The sequence below is a fragment of the Streptomyces sp. S07_1.15 genome (assembly GCF_020739505.1).
In the GTDB taxonomy this organism is placed as follows: Bacteria; Actinomycetota; Actinomycetes; order Streptomycetales; family Streptomycetaceae; genus Streptomyces; species Streptomyces xinghaiensis.
Map to the genome: position 1 here is coordinate 3906113 of NZ_JAJBZK010000001.1, position 18505 is coordinate 3924617.

The following is an 18505-nucleotide window of genomic DNA, read 5'->3' on the forward strand; positions in this document are numbered from 1 at the left end:
TCGGGTCAGGAAAGGGTCGGGACGATCTCGCGGACCTTGGCGGCGATCTCGGCCGGGATCGGGGCGTAGCCCTCCTCGGAGAGGATCTTCTGGCCGTCCTCGCTGGCGGTGTAGGTCAGGAAGGACTTCATGGCCTCCAGGGAGTCGGCCTTGTTGCCCTTGTCGCAGGCGATCTCGTAGGTGACGAGGATGATCGGGTAGGCGCTCTCGGCCTTGGTCGCGTAGTCGAGCTCCAGGGCGAGGTCGTCGCCCTTGCCGACGACCTTCGCGGCGGCGATGGCCTTGGAGGCGTTGTCCGACGTGGCCTCGACGGGCTCGGCGGCACCGGTGTCGATCTTCACCGAGCTGAGGTTGTTGCTGGTGGCGTAGGAGAGCTCGAAGTAGCCGATGGCACCCTCGACCTGCTTGACCTGCGCGGCGACACCGGAGGAGCCGCTGGCGGACTGGCCGCCCTTGGCGGGCCAGGACTTCTCGGCCTCGTACTTCCAGTCGTCCGGGGCCGCCTCGGCCAGGTACTTGCCCAGGTTCTGGGTGGTGCCGGACTCGTCGGAGCGGTGGAAGGCCTGGATGTCGGTGGACGGCAGCTCGGCGTCCGGGTTGAGCTTCTTGATCGCGGCGTCGTCCCACTTCTTGATCTTCGAGTCGAAGATCTTGGCGATGGTGGGGGCGTCCAGGACGAGGTCGTCCACGCCGGAGAGGTTGTAGCTGATGGCGACGGGTCCGCCGACCATCGGCAGGTTGATGCCCTGACCGCCCTTGCAGATCTTCTTCGACGCCTCGACCTCGTCCTCCTTGAGGGCGGAGTCGGAGCCGGCGAAGGCGGTGGTGCCCTGGTTGAACTGGGTGATGCCGCCGCCCGAGCCGATCGGGTTGTAGTTGATCTGCACATCGGGGCAGGCGGCCATGTAGTTCTTGATCCAGAGGTCCATGGCGTTCTTCTGCGCCGAGGAGCCGGAGGCGAGCAGCTTGCCCTCGCCGCCGCACTTGATGTTCCCGGCGGCCTTGGTGGCGTCCTCGCCGCCCTGCTGGGTGTTGTCGTCCGAACCGCATGCGGTGAGAAGGAGTGCCGTCGAAACAGCGGCCGCGCCGACGGTGAGGGCCCGCAGACCGCGGACGTTCCTACGCTGAAGCTTCACCTTTGTGTGTTCCTTCCTGGGGCCCGCCGGCGACGGCGAAGCAAGGTCGGTGGTTCTGCTGGATCTGCGTTCACCCGCCGGCTGCCCGCCGACCGGTAAGGCTGAAATTAGGCAGATCAGGTGAATCGATCGACGGGAGAGGGTGAACACCGGGTGAACCTCGCCTATCAGTGCGGCAACCCGCTCAGGCGTACGCCACGCCGAGTGACGGGTGTGACGGATGGGGTGAGAATTGCGTCGGCGTGATGCCTCCCCGGCACAGCGGCGGCTCTTGCGCAATGGCGCGAACTCGCCCCCCTCTGTCGTATTCCGCTCAGTCGTGCGACCATCCGCGATTGAGAGACATCGCGTCAGCAAGACGGTTGACGGTGTGGACGAGGCGGAGGTGGCCGGTGGGGCGGCAGCGGGCGATCGTGACGGCGACGGCACTGGTGTGCGCGGTGGGGGGCCTGCTGACGCCGGGCGCCGCGCTGGCCGCTCCGAACGACCCCGATCCGGTACCGGCCTCGCGTCTGGAAGAGATCCGCAAGGAGATCGAGACCCTCTACCGCAAGGCGGAGGCCGCGACGGAAGCCTACAACGCCGCGCGGGAGAAGACGGGCGAGCAGTCGCGCAAGCTGGCCCGGATCGAGAAGAAGAGCGCCGCCGCGGAGAAGCGCATGGAGCTGCTGCGCTCCCAGGCCGGCGCGATGGTCCGCTCCCACTACCGGGGCGCCGGCATGCCCGACACCCTGAAACTGCTCCTGGAGGGCGGCTCAGGGGACTTCCTGCACGACGCCGACACCGCCCGCAAGGGCCGGCAGGCGCAGCAGGGCCTCCTGAAGAGCCTGGAGAACACCCGGGAACGGCTGGACGAGTACGCCGACACCGCGGACCGGGAGTACCGCCGGCTCCGCGCGCAGCAGAAGAAGAAGGCCGTCGCCAAGAAAGCCGTCGAGACGAGGATCGAGGCGGCCGAGGAGCTGGAGTCCCGGCTCCAGGCGGAGGAGCTGGAGAAGCTGCGCGAGCTGGAGGCCGAGGCCGCGCGGAAGGCCCAGGCCGCGTGGCTGGACTCCGGCGTGCTGGAGGAGATCGACGCCCGGGCCTCCGCGGAGGGGAAGAAGGCGATCGCGTACGCCACCGGGCAGCTCGGCAAGGACTACGAGTGGGGCGCCGAGGGCCCGGACACCTACGACTGCTCCGGACTGACCTCGCAGGCGTGGGCGGCGGCCGGCCGGCCCATCCCGCGGACCTCGCAGGAGCAGTGGAAGCGGCTCCCCAGGATCGCCGTCCGGGACATGCGGCCGGGCGACCTGATCATCTACCACTCGGACGCCAGCCATGTCGGGATGTACATCGGGGACGGCGACATCGTGCACGCGCCGCGTCCGGGCCGGCAGATCACCGTCACGGGGGCGGGCTCGATGCGGATCCTGGGCGTCGTACGGCCGGACGAGCGGGCCGGCGAGCAGACCGGGGGGAGGGCCGGCGAGCGGACCGGGGACTAGGCCCGCGGGCGCCGGCCGGGCCCGCGCCGGGCGCCGCGGTGTGCCGGGCCGCCCGGCGCCCCGGCACGTCCCCCACCGGCGCCGGTCGTGACCCGGAGCGGTCGGCCGACGGCACCGGGTGCCGTTCCGCGGACGGCCGGCCGGGACGCCGTACGGCCGCCGGGCTCCGGGCGGGCAACCGCAGCGCGTGATGTTCATCATCGGCGCTTTCGCCCAGAGAGGGGCAAATGGCCATCTCTGCTTGGCATATGACATCACAGAGTGGTTGCCCGGCATTCCGCTCCGGCAGGGCGTGCCGCTATGGTCGCCTCTCAGCGCCCGGCACAGTGTGACCGCCGACCCGTCCGGCGGGCCGGGCCTGGCGGCGTGCCGATCCGGTGGCCGTCTTGCCCTCGGGGGGAGGGAAGGAACAGAGCGATGCCCGTACCCGCGCCTCGGCAGGGGGAAACCCTGGCCGCGGGAGGTGCTCCGGCTGCCCCCTCACCGCGCTCCGCGGAGGGCCCCCCGGCCGTATCCGCGTCCGCGTCCGCTTCGGCGCCGCCGGCCTCCGGTCCGGCGCAGGCCCCGCCGCTCACCCTGCTGGTGATCGAGGACGATCCGTCGGTGGCCTTCTCCGTTCCGGACAAGCTCGACACCGGGGGCCGCCGGGTCCGCCTCCGGACCGCCCGCAACCTCACCGAGGCCGAGCGGCTGCTCACCGACGACGTCGACTGCATCCTGCTCGACCTCGCCCTGGACATCCGGCAGGCCGGCGAGGAGCTGGACACCCTGCGCCAGGTGCTGCGGCTCGCGCCCGGCCACGCCGTCCTCGTCCTCACCGCCGAGGCGGACGCGGAGCGGGGCGCCGAGGCCGTACGCGTCGGCGCGCAGGACTACCTCTTCCGCGACGAGCTGGACGGCCGCGCCCTCGGCCGGGCCATCCGCTACGCCGTCGAGCGCAAGCGCGCCGACGCCGCGCAGCGCCAGCTCACCGAGTCGCGGCTGCGCGGCCAGGAGAACCGGCGGCTGGAGCGCGGGCTGCTGCCCAAGCCCCTGCTGGAGGGCTCCGAGCTGCGCTTCGCCGCCCGCTACCGGCCCGGCCGCAGCCGCGCCCTGCTCGGCGGCGACTTCTACGACACCGTCCGCACCCCCGACGGCACCGTCCACGCGATGATCGGCGATGTGTGCGGGCACGGCCCGGACGAGGCGGCGCTCGGTGTGCTGCTGCGGATCGCCTGGCGGTCCCTGACCCTGGCCGGGCTCTGCGGCGACGAACTCCTGGGCACGCTGCAGAAGGTGCTGGAGAACGAGCGCGCCAGCGACGAGATCTTCGCGACCCTCTGCACCCTCGACATCGCCCCCGACGGCCGCCGCGCAGGGCTCTGCCTCGCCGGGCACCCGGCGCCGCTGGTCGTGCGCGAGGGGCGGCGGGTGAAGCTGCTGCACTACGACGACGGCGGGCCCGCGCTGGGTGTCCTGCCGCGCGCCCGCTGGCCGCGCCGGCAGGTGGAGCTCGGCGGCACCTGGAGCCTGATGATGTACACCGACGGGCTGATCGAGGGCCGGGTCGGGCAGGGCCGGCAGCGGCTCGGCCAGGAGGGCATCGTCGAGGTGATCGGCGGCCTGCGGGACAAGGGGCTGGGCGGTGAGGAACTGCTGGACGCGGCGATGGCCGAGGTGCGGGAGCTCAACGGCGGCGAGCTGACGGACGACGTGGCGGTGCTCCTGCTGGACCGCGACCGGGGCCGGAGCCGCGACCAGGGCCCGGACCGGGGCAGGGGCCGGGGACCCGGCGGCCGGTAGCCCGGCTGGCGCCCGCCCGGGAGGCCCGGTCCGGATACTCCGCCGCGGCCCCGTGGTCTCCTTCCGCGCGGCCGCTCCACGCAGCGGGCCCCGTCCGCCCTGAGGCGATGACGGGGCCTGGAGCGGCGCGGCCGGTCGGCGGCGGGTGGCTCGGCGGGGGGTGGCTCGGGAAGGTCCGGCGGAGGTCGGGGGCGCCCCGGCGCCCGGTGGGCGGGCGATCGGTGCGCGCAGGCCGGGACGGCTCAGCGGCCGCCGTTGTACGGGCCGTACGGGCCGTCGGAGCTGCTGCCGCGCCGGCCGCGGCCGCCGCCACCGCCGCCCGAGAGCGCCCGCACCGCGGGCCGTACGTCCACGACGTACACGATCGCGGCGATCAGCCCGATGATGGTGAGGAAGAACAGCCCCAGCGGCAGCACGTTCACCACCACCGCGATGCCCAGGATGATCAGCCAGAACGGCTTGGTCTGCTTGTCGGCGGCGCGGAAGGCGTCCTCGCGCCGGATCACGGCGTCGATGAAGGCGAACACCGTGAAGAGCAGAATCGCCAGATAGAGGAAGCTCAGAATGTTGTGAAAGCCCTGCACCAGCACGCCGTCCACCACCCAGTCCTATCGCGCGCGTCGGTCACGTCGTATCGTCCGTCGGTGCCGCCGTTCCGGCGGCCGGTCCCGGCGGCCGGTGGCATGACGGCCACCGTACAGACCGTATAGGGAGAACGGTCCGGGCACGTCGCTTGTGCCCGGACCGTTCTCCCGGCTGCCGTCCGGCGCCGTCGCGTCACCCGGTGTGCCCGGATGTCACTCGGCGGACTTCGGCGCCGTCTTCTTGGCCGGGGCCTTGCGGGCGGCGGCCGGCTTCTTCGCCGCGGCCGGCTTGGCCTCGGCGGCGGGCTTGGCCTCGGTGACCGGCTTGGCGGCCGGGGCGGGCTTCGCCTCGGCGGCGGCCTTCTCCTCCGGGGCCGGCTTCGCGGCGGGCTCCGGCTCGGGCTCGACGGCGATGGCGATGTCGGTCATCTGCTCGGCCGCCTCACCGCGCCAGGTCTGCACGGCGCCGCGGCCGCGGTCGGCCAGCTCGTCGTACGTCTCGCGGGCCTTGACCGCGTACTCGGCGGCCCGGCCGACGCCCTGGAGCGCCAGGTGCTGAGCGTTCTCGCGCAGCTTCCTGATGTCGCTGTCGAGCGTGCCGAGCACCTCGGTCACCTTGGTCTGCACGGTGGCCTGGGCCTCCTTGGCCTGCCGGCTCACCTTCTCCTGGACCACCTTGGGGTCGGTGGTCCGGACGGCGGCGAACCGCTCCGGGGCCTCGGCGCGCAGCTTCTCGATGAGCGCCGGGAACTCCCGGAGCTTCTCGGCGGCGAGGTCCGCGGTGCCGACGGCGGCGTAGAAGGGGGTGGATTCCTGGATCGTCTTGCGGAGTTCGTCGGTGGTGGCCATGGCGGGATCCTCCCGGATCGGTCGGTCAGCTTGATTGCTTGGCTTCGCCGCTGTCGCCGTCGTCGTCGGCACCGGCCCGCGAGCCGGAACCGGACGGCGGACCGGACGGCGGCGCGGCGGGGGTGCCGTCGGGGGCGTCGGCGTCGGCCTCCGCGGGGTGCCCGTTCTCCCTGCGGAAGGACTCGTAGATCTGGATGAGCACCTGCTTCTGGCGCTCGTTGATCGACGGGTCGGTCATGATGGCGCTCTTGACCTCGACCTCGTCCCGGTCCCGCTCGTCGAGGATTCCGGCCTGGACGTACAGCGTCTCCGCGGAGATCCGCAGCGCCTTGGCGAGCTGCTGCAGGATCTCCGCGCTCGGCTTGCGCAGCCCGCGCTCGATCTGGCTGAGGTACGGGTTCGACACCCCGGCGGCTTCGGAGAGCTGCCGCAGTGACAACCGCGCACTGCGCCGCTGCTCCCGCAGGAACTCCCCGAGATTGCCGACCTTGAGTGAAGCCATGGCCCCATCGTGCACCCGAATGCTAACTATTGCAAGCGACCTGCTTGCAACTGGCATGCACGCGCCCGCGCGGCGGTGGGGGCGGTGTCCTGTCTCTGTGATGTCCGGGCAGTCTCGGTCGTCTCCGGGCAACTGAGCTGACGTCTCAGTCATCTCCGGGCGATTGGTGGGGTGTCTCGGTCTTCTCCGGGTACGTCATCGCCGCCTTCCGTACGGTCTTCGCGACTGGTCGGCGTCGTACCGGAGGCCCGGATGGATACGAGCGTGTTGTCGGTGGAAGACGTCGAGCTGGAGTACGTCAGCGCTGCCGGGGTCCGTGAGCGGGGTTCGCTGGGGCGGCTGTGGCCGGTGCCGTTCGAATCGGTACGGCCCGAGCGCCGGTTCCCGACTTTCCGGGGGCAGGGCAACCGGTGCGGCTGGTACTGGTCGGTGACCTGCGGCGGGCATGTGGGCTACGAGTCGTGGCTGGAGCGGGACCGGCTGATGCTGCTCGACTTCGATCCGTTGGTGACGGGCATGGCCTCGCAGCCGTTCCGGCTGTCGTGGACGGGACCGGGGGGAAAGCAGGTCCGGCACACGCCGGACTTCTTCGTACGCCGCGCGGACGGCACTGCTCTGGTGGTCGACGTCCGCCCCGATGAACGGATCAAGCCGCCCGATGCGGTGAAGTTTGCCGCGACCGCGGCGGCGTGTTCGCTGGTGGGCTGGGATTTCGCCCGGGTGGGGGTGCCGGATGCGGTGCTGATGGCGAACGTCCGGTGGCTGGCGGGGTATCGGCATCCCCGGGGGCACCGCGCCGGGGTCGCTGCCCGGCTGATGGCAGTTTTCGCCGGGGGAGGCGGGCTGCTGGACGGGGTTCGCCACGTGGGCGATCCGGTCGCGGTGCTTCCAGTGCTGTTCCACCTGCTCTGGCGGCAGGTCCTGGCTGCGGACCTGGGGGCCGGACTGTTGGCCGCGGACACGGAAGTCCGGCTCGGCGTGGTGCGGGAAGGGGGTCAGGATGCCGCTGCGTCCGCGGCTGTTGCGAGCGGGTGACCTGGTCCGCTTCGACGGCCGCCTGCAGACAGTGGCCGCGCTGGAGGGGACCGCGGTCCGGCTGGTCGACGAAGCACAGTCGGCTAGCGTGGTGATGCTCGCCCATCTGCTGGCCGGCGAGGACTTCGAGGTGGTCACGCCGGCTTCGGTGCGCACGGTGCTGCCGGCGGCCGGGGTGCTGGAAGGACTTCCCGCCAAGGCGGTTGAGCGGGCCGGGTGGTGGCAGCGGCACCTGGTGGAGATGCTGACCGGCCGCCCATTCAATGACCCGCACGGGCCAGTGAGAGGCGAGTACGACCCAGCCGTCCGCTCCTTGCGACAGCGAGAATTGACGAAGGTCGCTGAACTGGATGCGGCGGGGACGGCAGTGTCGTTGACCGTGCTGCAGGACATGCGGGCCCGGTTCGAACGGGAGGGTGTGCTCGGTCTGGTCGATCCGCGACTGCGTTCGGCCCCGGACGGCACGGGCCGCGCCGACCGGCGGGTGGTGGCGGCTCTGCGGAAGGTCGTGGAAGAGCAGACAGCCAGGTCCACGGTCTCTGCACAGGTGCTGCGGCGTCGGATGGAACGTCTCCTGGAGGACGAGCACGGGGCCGGGGTGGTGCCGTTGCCGTCGCGGGCGACGTTCTACCGGCTGCTCAAGGCGGTCTCCTCTGGCCGGCACACGCTGGGTTCGGCCCGCACCCGCCGTTCGCTGGCCAAGCAGCCCGATGGCATGTTCGGCCAGCTGACCGCGGTCCGGCCAGGGGAGGTGATGGAGATCGACTCGACTCCGCTGGATGTGCTGGTCGTTCACGACGACGGCACGGTGGACACCGTGGAGCTGACCGGCATCGTCGATATCGCGACCCGCACGCTGGCCGCGGCGGTGCTGCGGCCCTCGACGAAGGCGGTGGATGCCGCGCTGCTGCTGGCGCGGGCGATGACGCCGGAGCCGATGCGTCCGGGCTGGCCCGACGCGCTGCGGATGTCTCGCTCGGTGCTGCCGCACGTCTCGCTCACGGCGCTGGACGAGCGGCTGGCCCAAGCGGCGGCGATCCCAGTGATCACGCCGGAGACGATCGTCTGTGACCGGGGCAAGGCTCACATCTCCGACACGTTCCGCTCGGCCTGCCAGTCGCTGGGCATCTCTTTCCAGCCCGCGCATCCCGATACTCCGACGGACAAGCCGCACATCGAGACGACGCTGGGCTCGGTGGCCACGATGTTCGTCTCGCACCTCCCTGGTCACAAGGGCCGCAGCACCGAGCACCGCGGCACCGATCCGGCAGCGCAGGCGGTCTGGTCGATGCATCAGCTCCAGGAACTGCTCCAGGAGTGGATCGTGATCTGGCAGAACCGCCCGCACGACGGCCTGCGCGACCCGCTGATGCCCGGCAAGGCGCTGAGTCCGAACGAGAAGTACGCCGCGCTCGTTGCGGCGGCCGGACACGTTCCGGTCGCGCTCAGCCCGGACGAGTACATCGAGTTGCTGCCCCGCTGCCGTCGGACGATCAACTCCTACGGGATCCGGCTGGGTCACCGCACCTACGACAGTACGGAGTTGACGCCGTTCCGCCGCCAGCCATCCGGCGTCGGCCCGGGCGGGAAGGGGTGGGAGGTCCACTACGACCCTTACGACATCTCTCGCATCTGGGTACGCAATCACCGTGAGGGCGGCTGGATCACCGCGATCTGGCGGCATCTGCGCACCGCTCCGATGCCGATGGGTGAACTGGCCTGGGACCAAGCCCGCCGGGTCCTTGCCGAGCGGGGTGCCGATCCGGTCACCGAGGAAGAGATCGCGCAGGCCGCGGTCGCTCTCCTGGACCGCGCCGCCGACGGCCCCCGGGACACGGCGGGCAGGCCCTCTGGCCGCAGCCGCAAGGACCGCAAGGTCGCCGCCCGGACCCGGACCACCAGCGCTCCCTCCTGGCCCCGGCCGGCTCCTGCAACGCCTGCTGAGCCACCACCTCCCGACGCAGAGGAACCGGAGGAAGGCGAGGGCGCCCTCGCCGACGTCGTCCCGCTCGGAATCTTCGATGCCCGCAAGGAGGCCGAGAAGTGGTGGTGAACATGCCGGACCCGGACACTGGTGGCGCCGCCGGGCTGCTGGAGTCGCGGCGTGATCCCACCACGCAGCTCACCGGCTGGCGGCAGTTCGTCGAAGCAGACCAAACCAGCTTCGATCTGCTGCCCGAAGACCGGTGGCGTTCGCTGAGCCCCGCCGATCAGGAGTCCTATGACGATGCCCGCATCCTCTACCACTCCGAGCTTCAAGTCGTACGCACCTCGGCCGTCCGGGAGATCGCCCATCAAGGGCGCCTGCTGACCCTGCTCAACCAGCGTGAAACCGGAGCCCGGCGCGGCCTGATCGTCTCCGGTCAGCAGACTACGGGCAAGACCACCGCGCTCAAGCAGCTCGGCCGTCTCCACGAACTACGCGTCCGTCAACGCCATCCCGGCAGCGACGGAATTCCGGTCGTCTATCTGACCGCCCCGCCCAAAGGGTCACCACGGAAACTCGCCATCGAGTTCGCCCGCTTCCTCGGCTTGCCCTCCGTCTCGGCCCGTCACAACACGATCGACATCACCAATGTCGTCTGCCAGGTGATGATCGAGGCCCGCACGGACCTCGTGCTCGTCGATGAGATCCATCTCCTGAACCACGCAACCACCGCCGGCGAGGACCTCTCCGATCACCTGAAGTACTTCACCGAGCACCTGCCGGCGACCTTCGTCTATGCGGGCATCGACGTCGAACAGTCCGGCGTTTTCACCGGCATCCGCGGCCGCCAGATGGGCGGACGCTGCACCCTGGTCCGCACCGGCGCCTTCCCCCGCAACGCGGAGTGGCGATCACTGATCGCCACTCTGGAGGACACCTTGCGCCTCCCCAGAGCGAACGCATCACCCAGAGCCTGCTGAAGAAGACCCGGATCGATCACAACAGCGAGAACGCCTCCCGCCAGAGGGCCGGATGAGCGAACCAACCAACTACTGGCTGACCAGGCCCCTCCCTCGCCCCGTCACCCCGTTCCCACAGGAGACCGAGAAGTCCTACCTCCGCCGCCTGGGCGAGGCGAACGGAGTCATTCCCGGACGAGCACTCGCGCAGAGCAGCTGGCTGGAGTCCCGGCAGGACTACATCGACCGACTCAGCATGGCCAGCGGACAGTCCCGGGAGAGCCTCCTGCAGGCGATCCCCTATCTCGGTCAACAGCCGAAGATTTTCCACCCCTCCCGCCCGGACTTTCTTCAGGGCGTCCCCTGCCATCTCTGCGTCGCCCGTCGCACCGGAACCTACAACCGCATTCATCAGGTCACCGCCTGGCGCTCGCGCTTCCACCACCAGGTCTGCCTCCGCCACAGGCTCTGGATCGGAGAACCAGCGGGGCATTACCAAATCCAAGCCGGCCTCACCGGTCTCCCCGACGTTCTGCACGCCCAACGACGTCACCACCGCCTTCTCCATAAGTACGGCCCCGTCGTCCTCACCACCTGCTACGAGCGCGGAGCCAAGCTCTGGCACGACCTCTCCAGCCGCAGCTTCCGCCACGAGGACACAGCGCGACGTGTCCAAGCCCTCCCCCGGCTCCAGCACGGCAGCAACCGTGACCACCGCCGTCTCATCGCCCGCTACCCGGAAACCGTCACGACCACCGCTCTCTACGCCTCACCTCACTGGCGCTCACTCGCCCTCGCACGGGGACACGGCTTCGGGCAGTTCATCGACGAGTTCAACAACCGACTCCAGGTCGAGCTGATCCCCCGGTTCGACGGATCCATGTGGTTCATCCATGCCCTGCGGGATACCGCCGACCGGATCGAAAGATCTCTCACCGCATATGCTGAACGAGGAGATACCCGGCGCAGGTTGCGACGACCTCACAACTAGGCGTCTCAAAATTTTCCGAGCATTCCAGGTCCGGAGCCCTATGCCCGGACGTATTAACTGCGACAGGACAGCCGCCCTCGTCTCGCTCGGCCTCCACGGAGGCAGAACGGCTACGTAGTCGCGTCGGAGAAGCTCACCCGCACCGCGACCACAGCGCCTGACGCATCCAGGTCGGCCGACACGGGGAAGTAGCCGTCGCCCCAGCTCGTCATCGCGCAGAGCAGTCGGGCGTCGCCGATGTCCACAGTTCCGGCCTCGACTTCAGAGGCGCGAATCTGTCGCATGACCTGCCAGTGATGGGAATGGGGCCGGAAGTCCACCATCATGCGGCGCCCGGTCTCCTCCTTCCAGCTCTGCACAGCGCGAGCCTTCTCCATCGCCTCCGCCACGGCCAGCCCAGTCCACCCGCGGACACCGTCCTCGCCGGGTTCGCCGAGTTCCGGTGCTGCGAACGTCGCGGCGGCTTCCTCTGCGGCAGCACCCCAGAACGCGACGTCGGCCAAGCCGTCCACAGGCTCGTCGTGCTGCCAGGCATTCAGGGCATCGGTATCGCCGAAGAGCACCCGGGCCCAGTCGACGCCGATGTCACCGAGCAGCACGGATGACTCCGCTGGGACGTCGCTCATCCGAACCGATATCTCTGACCAGCGCGGCCCGACACCGTCGCCGAAGTCAACCCGCGAAGCCAGCACCGGCAGATGCCGGTCGCGGGGCACCCCGCCCACTGCGACGACAGGCACCCCGAACATCAGGAAACTGCCGCCGCCTTCAGCGGCAGTCCGGCGCACACGTTGTGCATGCGGTTCACGGACCGGCAACGCCTCCAAGCGAGCGTCCAGGCCAGCGGCCCGGCAGTGCTCTTCGAACATCCTCCCAAACTCCGCCGCCCGGGAGGCCGGGATGTCATGGAGCAATGCACCCGGCTGTCGGTCGAAGCTGCGCACCGCTACCGAAGCGTCCGGGCCAACCCCAGCGAAGTCGACCGAGTTGATCACTTCGGCAGCCATCGCCGGGTCGTCAACGCCAAGCAGAGCAGGATCAATCTCCGCCGGCGACCGCTCACCGTTCCACAACCCCAAATAGCCGCCGTCCACGACGACCAGGGTCCCCGACGGACAGCGGATCTCACCAAGCCTGAAGATCTCTTCCATGGCGCGCGAGTCTACGGCCGCCCCTCCGGCCATCAGCAGACGCACTGGGGCAATCCAGAGAAACGGCTGCCCGGACTTGAGAGAGACGCACCGACGCCCAGCGTCTCAGCCAAGTCCGGGCACTGCAGACCAGGAACCCGCCATGCCCGGACCTACCTGAGACAGGACACCCGCCTCCGGGACGGGCCGGTGGCGAGCGACATGATCAGGCCATTCTCGGACAGGTGGGAGCATTCCGTTCCGCCCTTCTCTCCTGCCGTCCGCGTGATCCGCGCGCGGATCCGGCGGCTTCCTCCTCATTCCGGTCCGCGGATGGATCAGGCCCCCCGCTCGCGCCGGTCGGCGGGGAAGGTCTAGACCGGCCTACGCTGGCCGGGTTCCGTGAGGGCCGGGGCACGTCCGGGCAGGGCTGCCGCCCCTCGCGCAGTCGTCATGCACCCGTCGGAGAGGTTGTTTGTCATGCCCAAATCCATAGGTGTGAAGTGCGCGGCTCTTGTCGCTTCGGTACTGGCCACGGTGGGGGTGACCGCTCCTCAGGCCGTGGCCGTGGAGGAGCCCGCCGTCCGGATAGCTGCGAATGCCGACGCCGCGACCCGCGCCCTTGCGCAGGCCGACCCCGGGAGCGTTGCCGCGGCGGCGAACGTGTGCGGGTCCGGCTACGAGTTGCAGCGGGGCATCCCCCTGCCGAAGGGGACCGACCCGAGTGAGCGGCTGGCGACCCTGTTCTCCTACGGGAACGGCGGGAAGGGCTGCGTCATCCTCGACAACAACGTCGGCAACACCGAGTACATGTACCTCAAGGTCTGCAAGATGGGCGGCGGCGGCTGCGACACCGACGCCGGCAACTTCAGCCAGTACGCGGGGCCGGTCCGCGTCTCCAGCTTCGTCTGCGCTCCGGTGACGGCCAAGATGGCCAGGACCTCCGGCAGCACCTTCTACATCAACTACAAGTCCGACTACGTGTTCCCCTGCAACTGACGGAGAACGCCGGGAACCGGAGCTCCGCTCTCGCGGCGGCTGCGTCCCTCGTCACCGCCCGCAAGAAGCTTGTGCGGCGCGGCCGGGAGGAATAGGCCGGGAACGCTTCCGTCCGGAACCCGGCCCGCCGGGCCTTGCGCGAACCCCCCGAGGTGCGCGTGAGGCCACCCGCCGGCCGCCCGCTGCCCCTGTGAGACTCCCCCGCCTGCGCGCCGACGGCGCGCCAGGACGTGCCGGCGGCCGCTGATGCCGCACCTCCCGTGGAAGGAGCACCATGGCTGACGAGATGGTTCGTCGCGCCCAGAGATTCATCAACACCACGTACGGCGACGGCGCCACACTCGGCATATCCAAGCTGGAGGAGAACGGGCGGACCAGTTGGACCGTCATGTATGCCCTCACCAGGGCGTTGCAGTACGAGATGGGTATCACGAACCTCTCGAACAACTTCGGACCGGCCACCCTGGGAGCGCTTCGGGAGAAGTACGGCAAGCTGGACGAGACCACCATCCCCTCGGCGAACTTCTGCCGGATCATCCAGTCCGCCTTGTATTGCAAGGGCTATGACGGCGGCGAGATCGACGGAAAGTACAACTCCCGCGTCAAGGCCGCCGTGGTGAAGCTGAAGCAGAACATGGGCGCATACGTTCCCTACCCCGATGATGCGCTGTGGCCGAAGGTGGCCAAAGGGCTGTTCAACATGGACGCCTACGTCACCGTCAACAACGGTTCGGACGGAATCCGTCTCATCCAGCAGTGGCTGAACGGCCAGTACCTGCTTCGCAAGGACTTCTACGTCATTCCGTGCGACGGTCACCATTCCCGCGACGTGGCCACGTCGCTGCTGCTCGCCGTCCAGTACGAACTGGGGATGGCCGACGGAGTCGCCAACGGATTCTTCGGACCCGGCACCCGGGCGGGACTGAAGAACCACACGCTGTCCACCGGCGACTCGGGCGTGTGGGTGCAACTCTTCTCAGCGGCCATGGAGCTCAACAAGCGACCGGTCGCCATGACGGGCTCTTTCCAGGGTGTTCTGGAAGACGCCGTCCGGGAGTTCCAGTCCTTCGTCAAGCTGCCGGTGACCGGCAAGGGCGACTTCCAGACCTGGGCCTCCCTGCTGGTCTCCTATGGGGACCAGTCCCGTAGGGGAGAGGCCTGCGACGGGGTCACGAAGGTCACGCCGGCTCGTGCGCAGGCGTTGAAGGACGCCGGTTACAAGTACATCGGCCGCTACCTCTACAACCCGTCGACCACATCCCTTCCGGAGAAGGAGATCCAGCCGGGCGAGCTGGAAACGATCAAGGAGTACGGGCTGCGCTGCTTCCCGATCTACCAGACGTGGGCGCGGTCGGTCGACTACTACAGCGTCGAGCAGGGTGTCACCGACTGCATGAACGCCGCGTACAAGGCCGAGGAGCACGGGTTCCGGTCCGGGACCCGGATCTACTTCGCGGTTGACTACGACGCCGTCGATCACGAGGTCACCTCGCACATCCTGCCGTACTTCAAGAGCATCAGGGAGCGGATGACCCGGATGGGGAGCCCGTACAAGATCGGTATCTACGGGCCGCGCAACGCGTGCTCCCGCGTCTCCGCTGCCGGACACGCGGACACGAGCTTCGTGTCCGACATGTCGTCGGGTTTCTCCGGCAACCTGGGCTACGCGATGCCGGAGAACTGGTCCTTCGACCAGATCGTCACCAAGACGATCGGTTCCGGTGACGGGGAGATCGAGATCGACAACAACATCGCCTCCGGCCGCGACACCGGCCAGGGCGACTTTCTCCCCGCTCCGTCCGGGAAGCTCGATATCGGCTTCAGTCTGGACTACTGGGAGGCCCTGCTGAACGAAGCCGACGGCTACATGGAGTCCATCGGCAAGCCGGCCGAGGGATCCGAGTCGGGCAACGGCTACGTGTACACCAGGAAGCAGTGTCTGGAAACGGTCATCTCCCACGACGATGTGATCACATCGGCGGCCCGCCGGTACCGCATGCGCAAGGCCCTCATCCAGACCTCGGCCTTCTGGGAGTTCTGCCACTACAGTCAGGTGGACGTGGTGCAGGACGCGGGGGTCGTCTGGTACCACACCGGGGCCATCCCCGACTGGGGCAAAGACCTTCCCGGCGTCAGCAAACTGGTGGACAGCAGCACCGGTGTCGCCAAGATATCCGGACGCACCTGCATCCTCTCCCGCAACCATTCCATCCGGTCCGGGATCCTCGACGGGAAGATCCTTGACTCGGCCGCGGAATCCGACCGGTGGGCGATGTGGCAGAAACTCAACCAGAACAACGCATTCAACCTGAGCACCGTCCCGCATCTGCACATCTGGGGGGCCGGCGGCAAGAAGGGCGACCATGAGGAGACCGTGATCCGCCGGCCCGCGCTCGACTACACCGAGACCGAGATCTACGAAGTGCTGCGCCGGTACCAGGGGTTCGGACCCGAGGCCGAGGCCCACGCGAAACTGCGTATGCCCCTCTATGCGATCTTCGAGAAGTACAACCGCATCATCCGCGAGTCCTGACACATGGTGATCACGGCATCCGGGCCATGGCAGGAGCACAATCCCGCGGTGCTCCTCACCCTCATATTTCTCGACGCGGTGACCTTGCTGAGCTTGACCGTGTACCTGTGCTCACGGCTCACACAAGAGGTCAGGAAGCGCTATACCCCCGCTGCGCTGTGCCGGGACGCATCCCTGGCGGCGGTCGCCGTGTCGCTCGCCCTCTACCTGTGGGGATGTCTTCACCTGCTCGTCCTCGGACGACAGGAACGGTACGTGGAGTGCGCGAGGGCGCACCCCGGCGGTCCGGCGGACATCGACGGAATCACCGCCGACTTCGTCCCCCTGCGGCTCGCGTGCCATCTGCCGGACGGCCGCAGCTACCCCGTCGTGATCCCCGGCTACATCAACCCCTCCATCGCGGCCCTCCTGACGCTCGCTCTGGCATCCGTGATCACCGCGGCTCTGCTGTACCGCAGACAGCGCCGGAGCAGCGGCAACAAGGAAAGGATGACCTCTTGAGGCACACGGGTCCGACTCGCAGACACCTCCTCACGACCACGGCCGGTGTCACCGCCGCCGCAGGCCTCACGTCCGCGGGCCTCCTCGCCGTACCGGCCGTCGCGGCACCTCAGCCCTTCACGAACGATGAGTTGAAGCAGGCACTGCGCCGTCTCGAAGCCCGACGCCGTCGCCTCCTCACGGGGCGGCCGTCCGCCAACCGGTGGGAGATGCAGAAGGCCGTCGACGCGGGCGGAGACATCGTCACGCGTCCCGTGCCCGGTACCGGGCTGAAGGTCTCGGTTCGCCAGGGCGACGTGGAAACGGTCCTCGTGCATGTGATCCGCCGCTTCCACTACGAGATCGACACCCTCGGCCTGCGGGAAGAGCCCAGGCCGGTCGAGGGGTGGGTGGCACCGTCGAAGGTGCGCGACGCCGGCCTCCCGGAGTCGAACCAGGCCTCGGGCACAGCCGTGGTGATCCGGCCGGACTCCTACCCGCCCGGCGTGCGGGGCGGCTTCACCGGGGGGCAGCATCTGATCATCCGGGACATCATGGCCGACACCGGAGGCGTCGTCCGGTGGGGTGGCGACGACCGCCGCCCGTACGAGGGCCTGTTCTACCTCACCGTGCGTCCCGGCGACCCGCGTCTGACACAGGTCGCGACCAAGATCCGCACCTGGGACGAGACCCCTGGTCTGGGCGCCGGAGTCCTCGTTGACCTGACACAACCCTCACGGCGCGGCCGCGCTGCCCGGCACTGAGCGGGGCGCACCGCCACACACCGGACCACCCGGTCCGGCTCAGGCGGGCGGCCCGGCCCTTGACCAGCGGCTGCGTACCGACGGCGGCCGGTGAGGCTTCGTCCAGGGCCGGGGCCGGCTGTCGCGAGCAGTCACCCGACCGGTCGCGGTGTGTCGAGCCCGGGGTCCGGGGCGGGGGGTTCCCACTCGAGGAGGGCGAGGCCGGCGGCCATGCCCCCGCCGAAGCCGGCGAGGAGTACGAGGTCGCCGGGTGCGAGGCCGCCGGTGGCGTGGTCGAGGGTGAGGGGTACCGAGGCCGCTCCGGTGTTCCCGTACTCCCGTACCGTCGTATGGGTACGCGCGGCCGGGAATCCGAGGTCTGCCGCGAGTGTGCCGATCATGCGGCCGTTGGCCTGGTGCGGGACGAGGTGGGTGCGCGGCCCGCCGCCGGACGGACGGAGGCGGTGTTCGTCCAGGAAGTCGCGGATCATCGGCCCGACCCGGCTGTCGACGAAGGCGCGTACGGCCCGGCCGTCCATCGTGAAGTAGTGCAGCCCCTCCGCGAGGGACTCCGGTGAGGCGGGGATGCGGGAGCCGCCGGCCGGGACCCGGATCAGGTCCCGTTTGTCGGGGAAGGTCGCCAGCCGGGTGGCGAACACGCCCCGGCCCCGGGCGGGGCCGAGGACGACCGCGCCCGCGCCGTCACCGAAGAGCACCACGGTGCGGCGGTCGGTGGGCTTCAGGGTGCGGGAGTAGACGTCCGCTCCGATGACGAGGGCATGTCCCGCGGTGCCGTGCAGCATCCGCTCCGCGGTGGCCAGGGCGAAGACGAAACCGCTGCAGACCGCGTTCATGTCGAAGGAGGGCGTGCCCGCCGGGACGCCCAGTTCGAGAGCGACGGCGGTGGCGGTGGGGGGTTGCGGGGAATCCGGGGTGGAGGTAGCCACGATGATCAGTGAGATGTCCTCGGCGCGGACGCGGGCGTCGGCCAGCGCGGTGCGGGCGGCCGTGGCGGCGAGGCCGGAGGTCACCTCGTCGGGCTTGGCCCAGCGGCGTTCCCGGATGCCGGTCCGCCGGACGATCCACTCGTCCGTGACCCCGGCCGGTGCTCCCACCTCCTCGTTGGTGACGACGTTGCCGGGCAGGCAGGAACCGGTGCCGAGTACTCCGACGGCGCCCTCGGCGGAGGACGCGGCTGCACGACTGGTCATGATCCCTCGTTTCGTGTCGGGGCGGGACGGGGCGGGACGGGGCGGGACCGGGACGGAACGCACTGTCGCGCTGCCCCGGCCCCGCGGCCGGCTTCCCGTACGGAGAAGGCCCCGGGAGCCCGGGCCCTCCGGGGGAGAGGGGAGAGGGGAGAAGGGC

Annotated in this window: 16 protein-coding genes; 10 read left to right on the plus strand and 6 right to left on the minus strand. The window is 69.7% G+C overall.

Annotated features, from left to right (window positions below):
* Positions 1 to 5: 5 nt before the first annotated feature.
* Positions 6 to 1136 (minus strand): phosphate ABC transporter substrate-binding protein PstS, encoded by a 1131-nt coding sequence (pstS, locus tag LIX60_RS16845; protein ID WP_227959133.1) that lies wholly within the window; start codon positions 1134 to 1136, stop codon positions 6 to 8.
* A 392-nt stretch (positions 1137 to 1528) separates the two neighbouring features.
* On the opposite strand from pstS, the gene LIX60_RS16850 reads away from it, so the two are divergent.
* Complete coding sequence (locus tag LIX60_RS16850; RefSeq protein ID WP_227959134.1) at positions 1529 to 2623, plus strand: NlpC/P60 family protein; 1095 nt, start codon at positions 1529 to 1531, stop codon at positions 2621 to 2623.
* 417 nt (positions 2624 to 3040) lie between these two features.
* On the plus strand, positions 3041 to 4405 hold the full coding sequence (locus LIX60_RS16855; RefSeq protein ID WP_227959135.1) for a PP2C family protein-serine/threonine phosphatase: 1365 nt from the start codon (positions 3041 to 3043) through the stop codon (positions 4403 to 4405).
* 242 nt (positions 4406 to 4647) lie between these two features.
* Here the strand turns inward: LIX60_RS16855 and LIX60_RS16860 are convergent, their stop codons facing one another.
* From LIX60_RS16860 to LIX60_RS16870, 3 genes are all read right to left on the minus strand, one after another.
* Positions 4648 to 5007: a DUF2516 family protein gene (locus tag LIX60_RS16860; protein WP_030545914.1), complete on the minus strand. Its 360-nt coding sequence runs from the start codon at positions 5005 to 5007 to the stop codon at positions 4648 to 4650.
* Between the two features lie 195 nt (positions 5008 to 5202).
* Complete coding sequence (locus LIX60_RS16865; protein ID WP_227959136.1) at positions 5203 to 5838, minus strand: hypothetical protein; 636 nt, start codon at positions 5836 to 5838, stop codon at positions 5203 to 5205.
* 25 nt (positions 5839 to 5863) lie between these two features.
* Entirely contained in the window at positions 5864 to 6340 is a 477-nt protein-coding gene (locus LIX60_RS16870; protein WP_227959137.1) for a helix-turn-helix domain-containing protein, read from the minus strand.
* A gap of 252 nt (positions 6341 to 6592) precedes the next feature.
* Between LIX60_RS16870 and LIX60_RS16875 the strand changes: the two genes are divergently transcribed.
* Genes LIX60_RS16875 through LIX60_RS16890 form a run of 4 tightly spaced genes read left to right on the plus strand, consistent with a single transcriptional unit; the run spans position 6593 to position 11252 of the window.
* Positions 6593 to 7375, plus strand: a complete 783-nt coding sequence (locus LIX60_RS16875; RefSeq protein ID WP_227959138.1) for a TnsA-like heteromeric transposase endonuclease subunit — start codon at positions 6593 to 6595, stop codon at positions 7373 to 7375.
* Entirely contained in the window at positions 7341 to 9428 is a 2088-nt protein-coding gene (locus LIX60_RS16880; RefSeq protein WP_227959139.1) for a Mu transposase C-terminal domain-containing protein, read from the plus strand. The genes LIX60_RS16875 and LIX60_RS16880 overlap by 35 nt, the downstream gene beginning before the upstream one ends.
* Positions 9419 to 10282 (plus strand): ATP-binding protein, encoded by an 864-nt coding sequence (locus LIX60_RS16885; RefSeq protein ID WP_227959140.1) that lies wholly within the window; start codon positions 9419 to 9421, stop codon positions 10280 to 10282. Before LIX60_RS16880 ends, LIX60_RS16885 begins: the two co-directional genes overlap by 10 nt.
* A 52-nt stretch (positions 10283 to 10334) precedes the next feature.
* Positions 10335 to 11252 carry a hypothetical protein gene (locus LIX60_RS16890; RefSeq protein ID WP_227959142.1) on the plus strand — a complete coding sequence of 306 codons (918 nt, stop codon included), beginning with the start codon at positions 10335 to 10337 and terminating at the stop codon, positions 11250 to 11252.
* A gap of 110 nt (positions 11253 to 11362) precedes the next feature.
* Here LIX60_RS16890 and LIX60_RS16895 read toward each other — a convergent pair whose 3' ends face one another.
* The gene (locus LIX60_RS16895; RefSeq protein ID WP_227959143.1) at positions 11363 to 12403 is read right to left on the minus strand and encodes a hypothetical protein; all 1041 of its coding nucleotides are present in this window, start codon (positions 12401 to 12403) and stop codon (positions 11363 to 11365) included.
* Between the two features lie 459 nt (positions 12404 to 12862).
* Here LIX60_RS16895 and LIX60_RS16900 point away from each other — a divergent pair, with 459 nt between their 5' ends.
* The 4 genes from LIX60_RS16900 to LIX60_RS16915 all read left to right on the plus strand — a co-directional run bounded on the left by LIX60_RS16900 (position 12863) and on the right by LIX60_RS16915 (position 17158).
* Positions 12863 to 13381, plus strand: coding sequence for a hypothetical protein (locus LIX60_RS16900; RefSeq protein ID WP_227959144.1), 519 nt, complete (start codon positions 12863 to 12865; stop codon positions 13379 to 13381).
* Positions 13382 to 13655: 274 nt separating this feature from the next.
* Entirely contained in the window at positions 13656 to 15914 is a 2259-nt protein-coding gene (locus LIX60_RS16905) for a glycoside hydrolase domain-containing protein (protein ID WP_227959145.1), read from the plus strand.
* Between the two features lie 48 nt (positions 15915 to 15962).
* Complete coding sequence (locus LIX60_RS16910; RefSeq protein ID WP_227959146.1) at positions 15963 to 16415, plus strand: hypothetical protein; 453 nt, start codon at positions 15963 to 15965, stop codon at positions 16413 to 16415.
* A complete protein-coding gene (locus LIX60_RS16915) occupies positions 16412 to 17158 on the plus strand; it encodes a hypothetical protein (RefSeq protein ID WP_227959147.1) in 747 nt (248 codons plus the stop codon). Before LIX60_RS16910 ends, LIX60_RS16915 begins: the two co-directional genes overlap by 4 nt.
* 131 nt (positions 17159 to 17289) lie before the next feature.
* Here LIX60_RS16915 and LIX60_RS16920 read toward each other — a convergent pair whose 3' ends face one another.
* On the minus strand, positions 17290 to 18348 hold the full coding sequence (locus tag LIX60_RS16920; RefSeq protein ID WP_227959148.1) for a 3-oxoacyl-ACP synthase III family protein: 1059 nt from the start codon (positions 18346 to 18348) through the stop codon (positions 17290 to 17292).
* Positions 18349 to 18505: the final 157 nt, after the last annotated feature.

Bases quoted from the DNA above. Each gene is read 5' to 3' on its own strand.
- LIX60_RS16920 (WP_227959148.1), bottom strand. From the start codon at position 18,348: ATGACCAGTCGTGCAGCCGCGTCCTCCGCCGAGGGCGCCGTCGGAGTA.
- LIX60_RS16865 (WP_227959136.1), bottom strand. From the start codon at position 5,838: ATGGCCACCACCGACGAACTCCGCAAGACGATCCAGGAATCCACCCCC.
- LIX60_RS16880 (WP_227959139.1), top strand. From the start codon at position 7,341: ATGCCGCTGCGTCCGCGGCTGTTGCGAGCGGGTGACCTGGTCCGCTTC.
- LIX60_RS16905 (WP_227959145.1), top strand. From the start codon at position 13,656: ATGGCTGACGAGATGGTTCGTCGCGCCCAGAGATTCATCAACACCACG.
- LIX60_RS16855 (WP_227959135.1), top strand. From the start codon at position 3,041: ATGCCCGTACCCGCGCCTCGGCAGGGGGAAACCCTGGCCGCGGGAGGT.
- LIX60_RS16900 (WP_227959144.1), top strand. From the start codon at position 12,863: ATGCCCAAATCCATAGGTGTGAAGTGCGCGGCTCTTGTCGCTTCGGTA.
- LIX60_RS16890 (WP_227959142.1), top strand. From the start codon at position 10,335: ATGAGCGAACCAACCAACTACTGGCTGACCAGGCCCCTCCCTCGCCCC.
- LIX60_RS16875 (WP_227959138.1), top strand. From the start codon at position 6,593: ATGGATACGAGCGTGTTGTCGGTGGAAGACGTCGAGCTGGAGTACGTC.
- LIX60_RS16895 (WP_227959143.1), bottom strand. From the start codon at position 12,403: ATGGAAGAGATCTTCAGGCTTGGTGAGATCCGCTGTCCGTCGGGGACC.
- LIX60_RS16870 (WP_227959137.1), bottom strand. From the start codon at position 6,340: ATGGCTTCACTCAAGGTCGGCAATCTCGGGGAGTTCCTGCGGGAGCAG.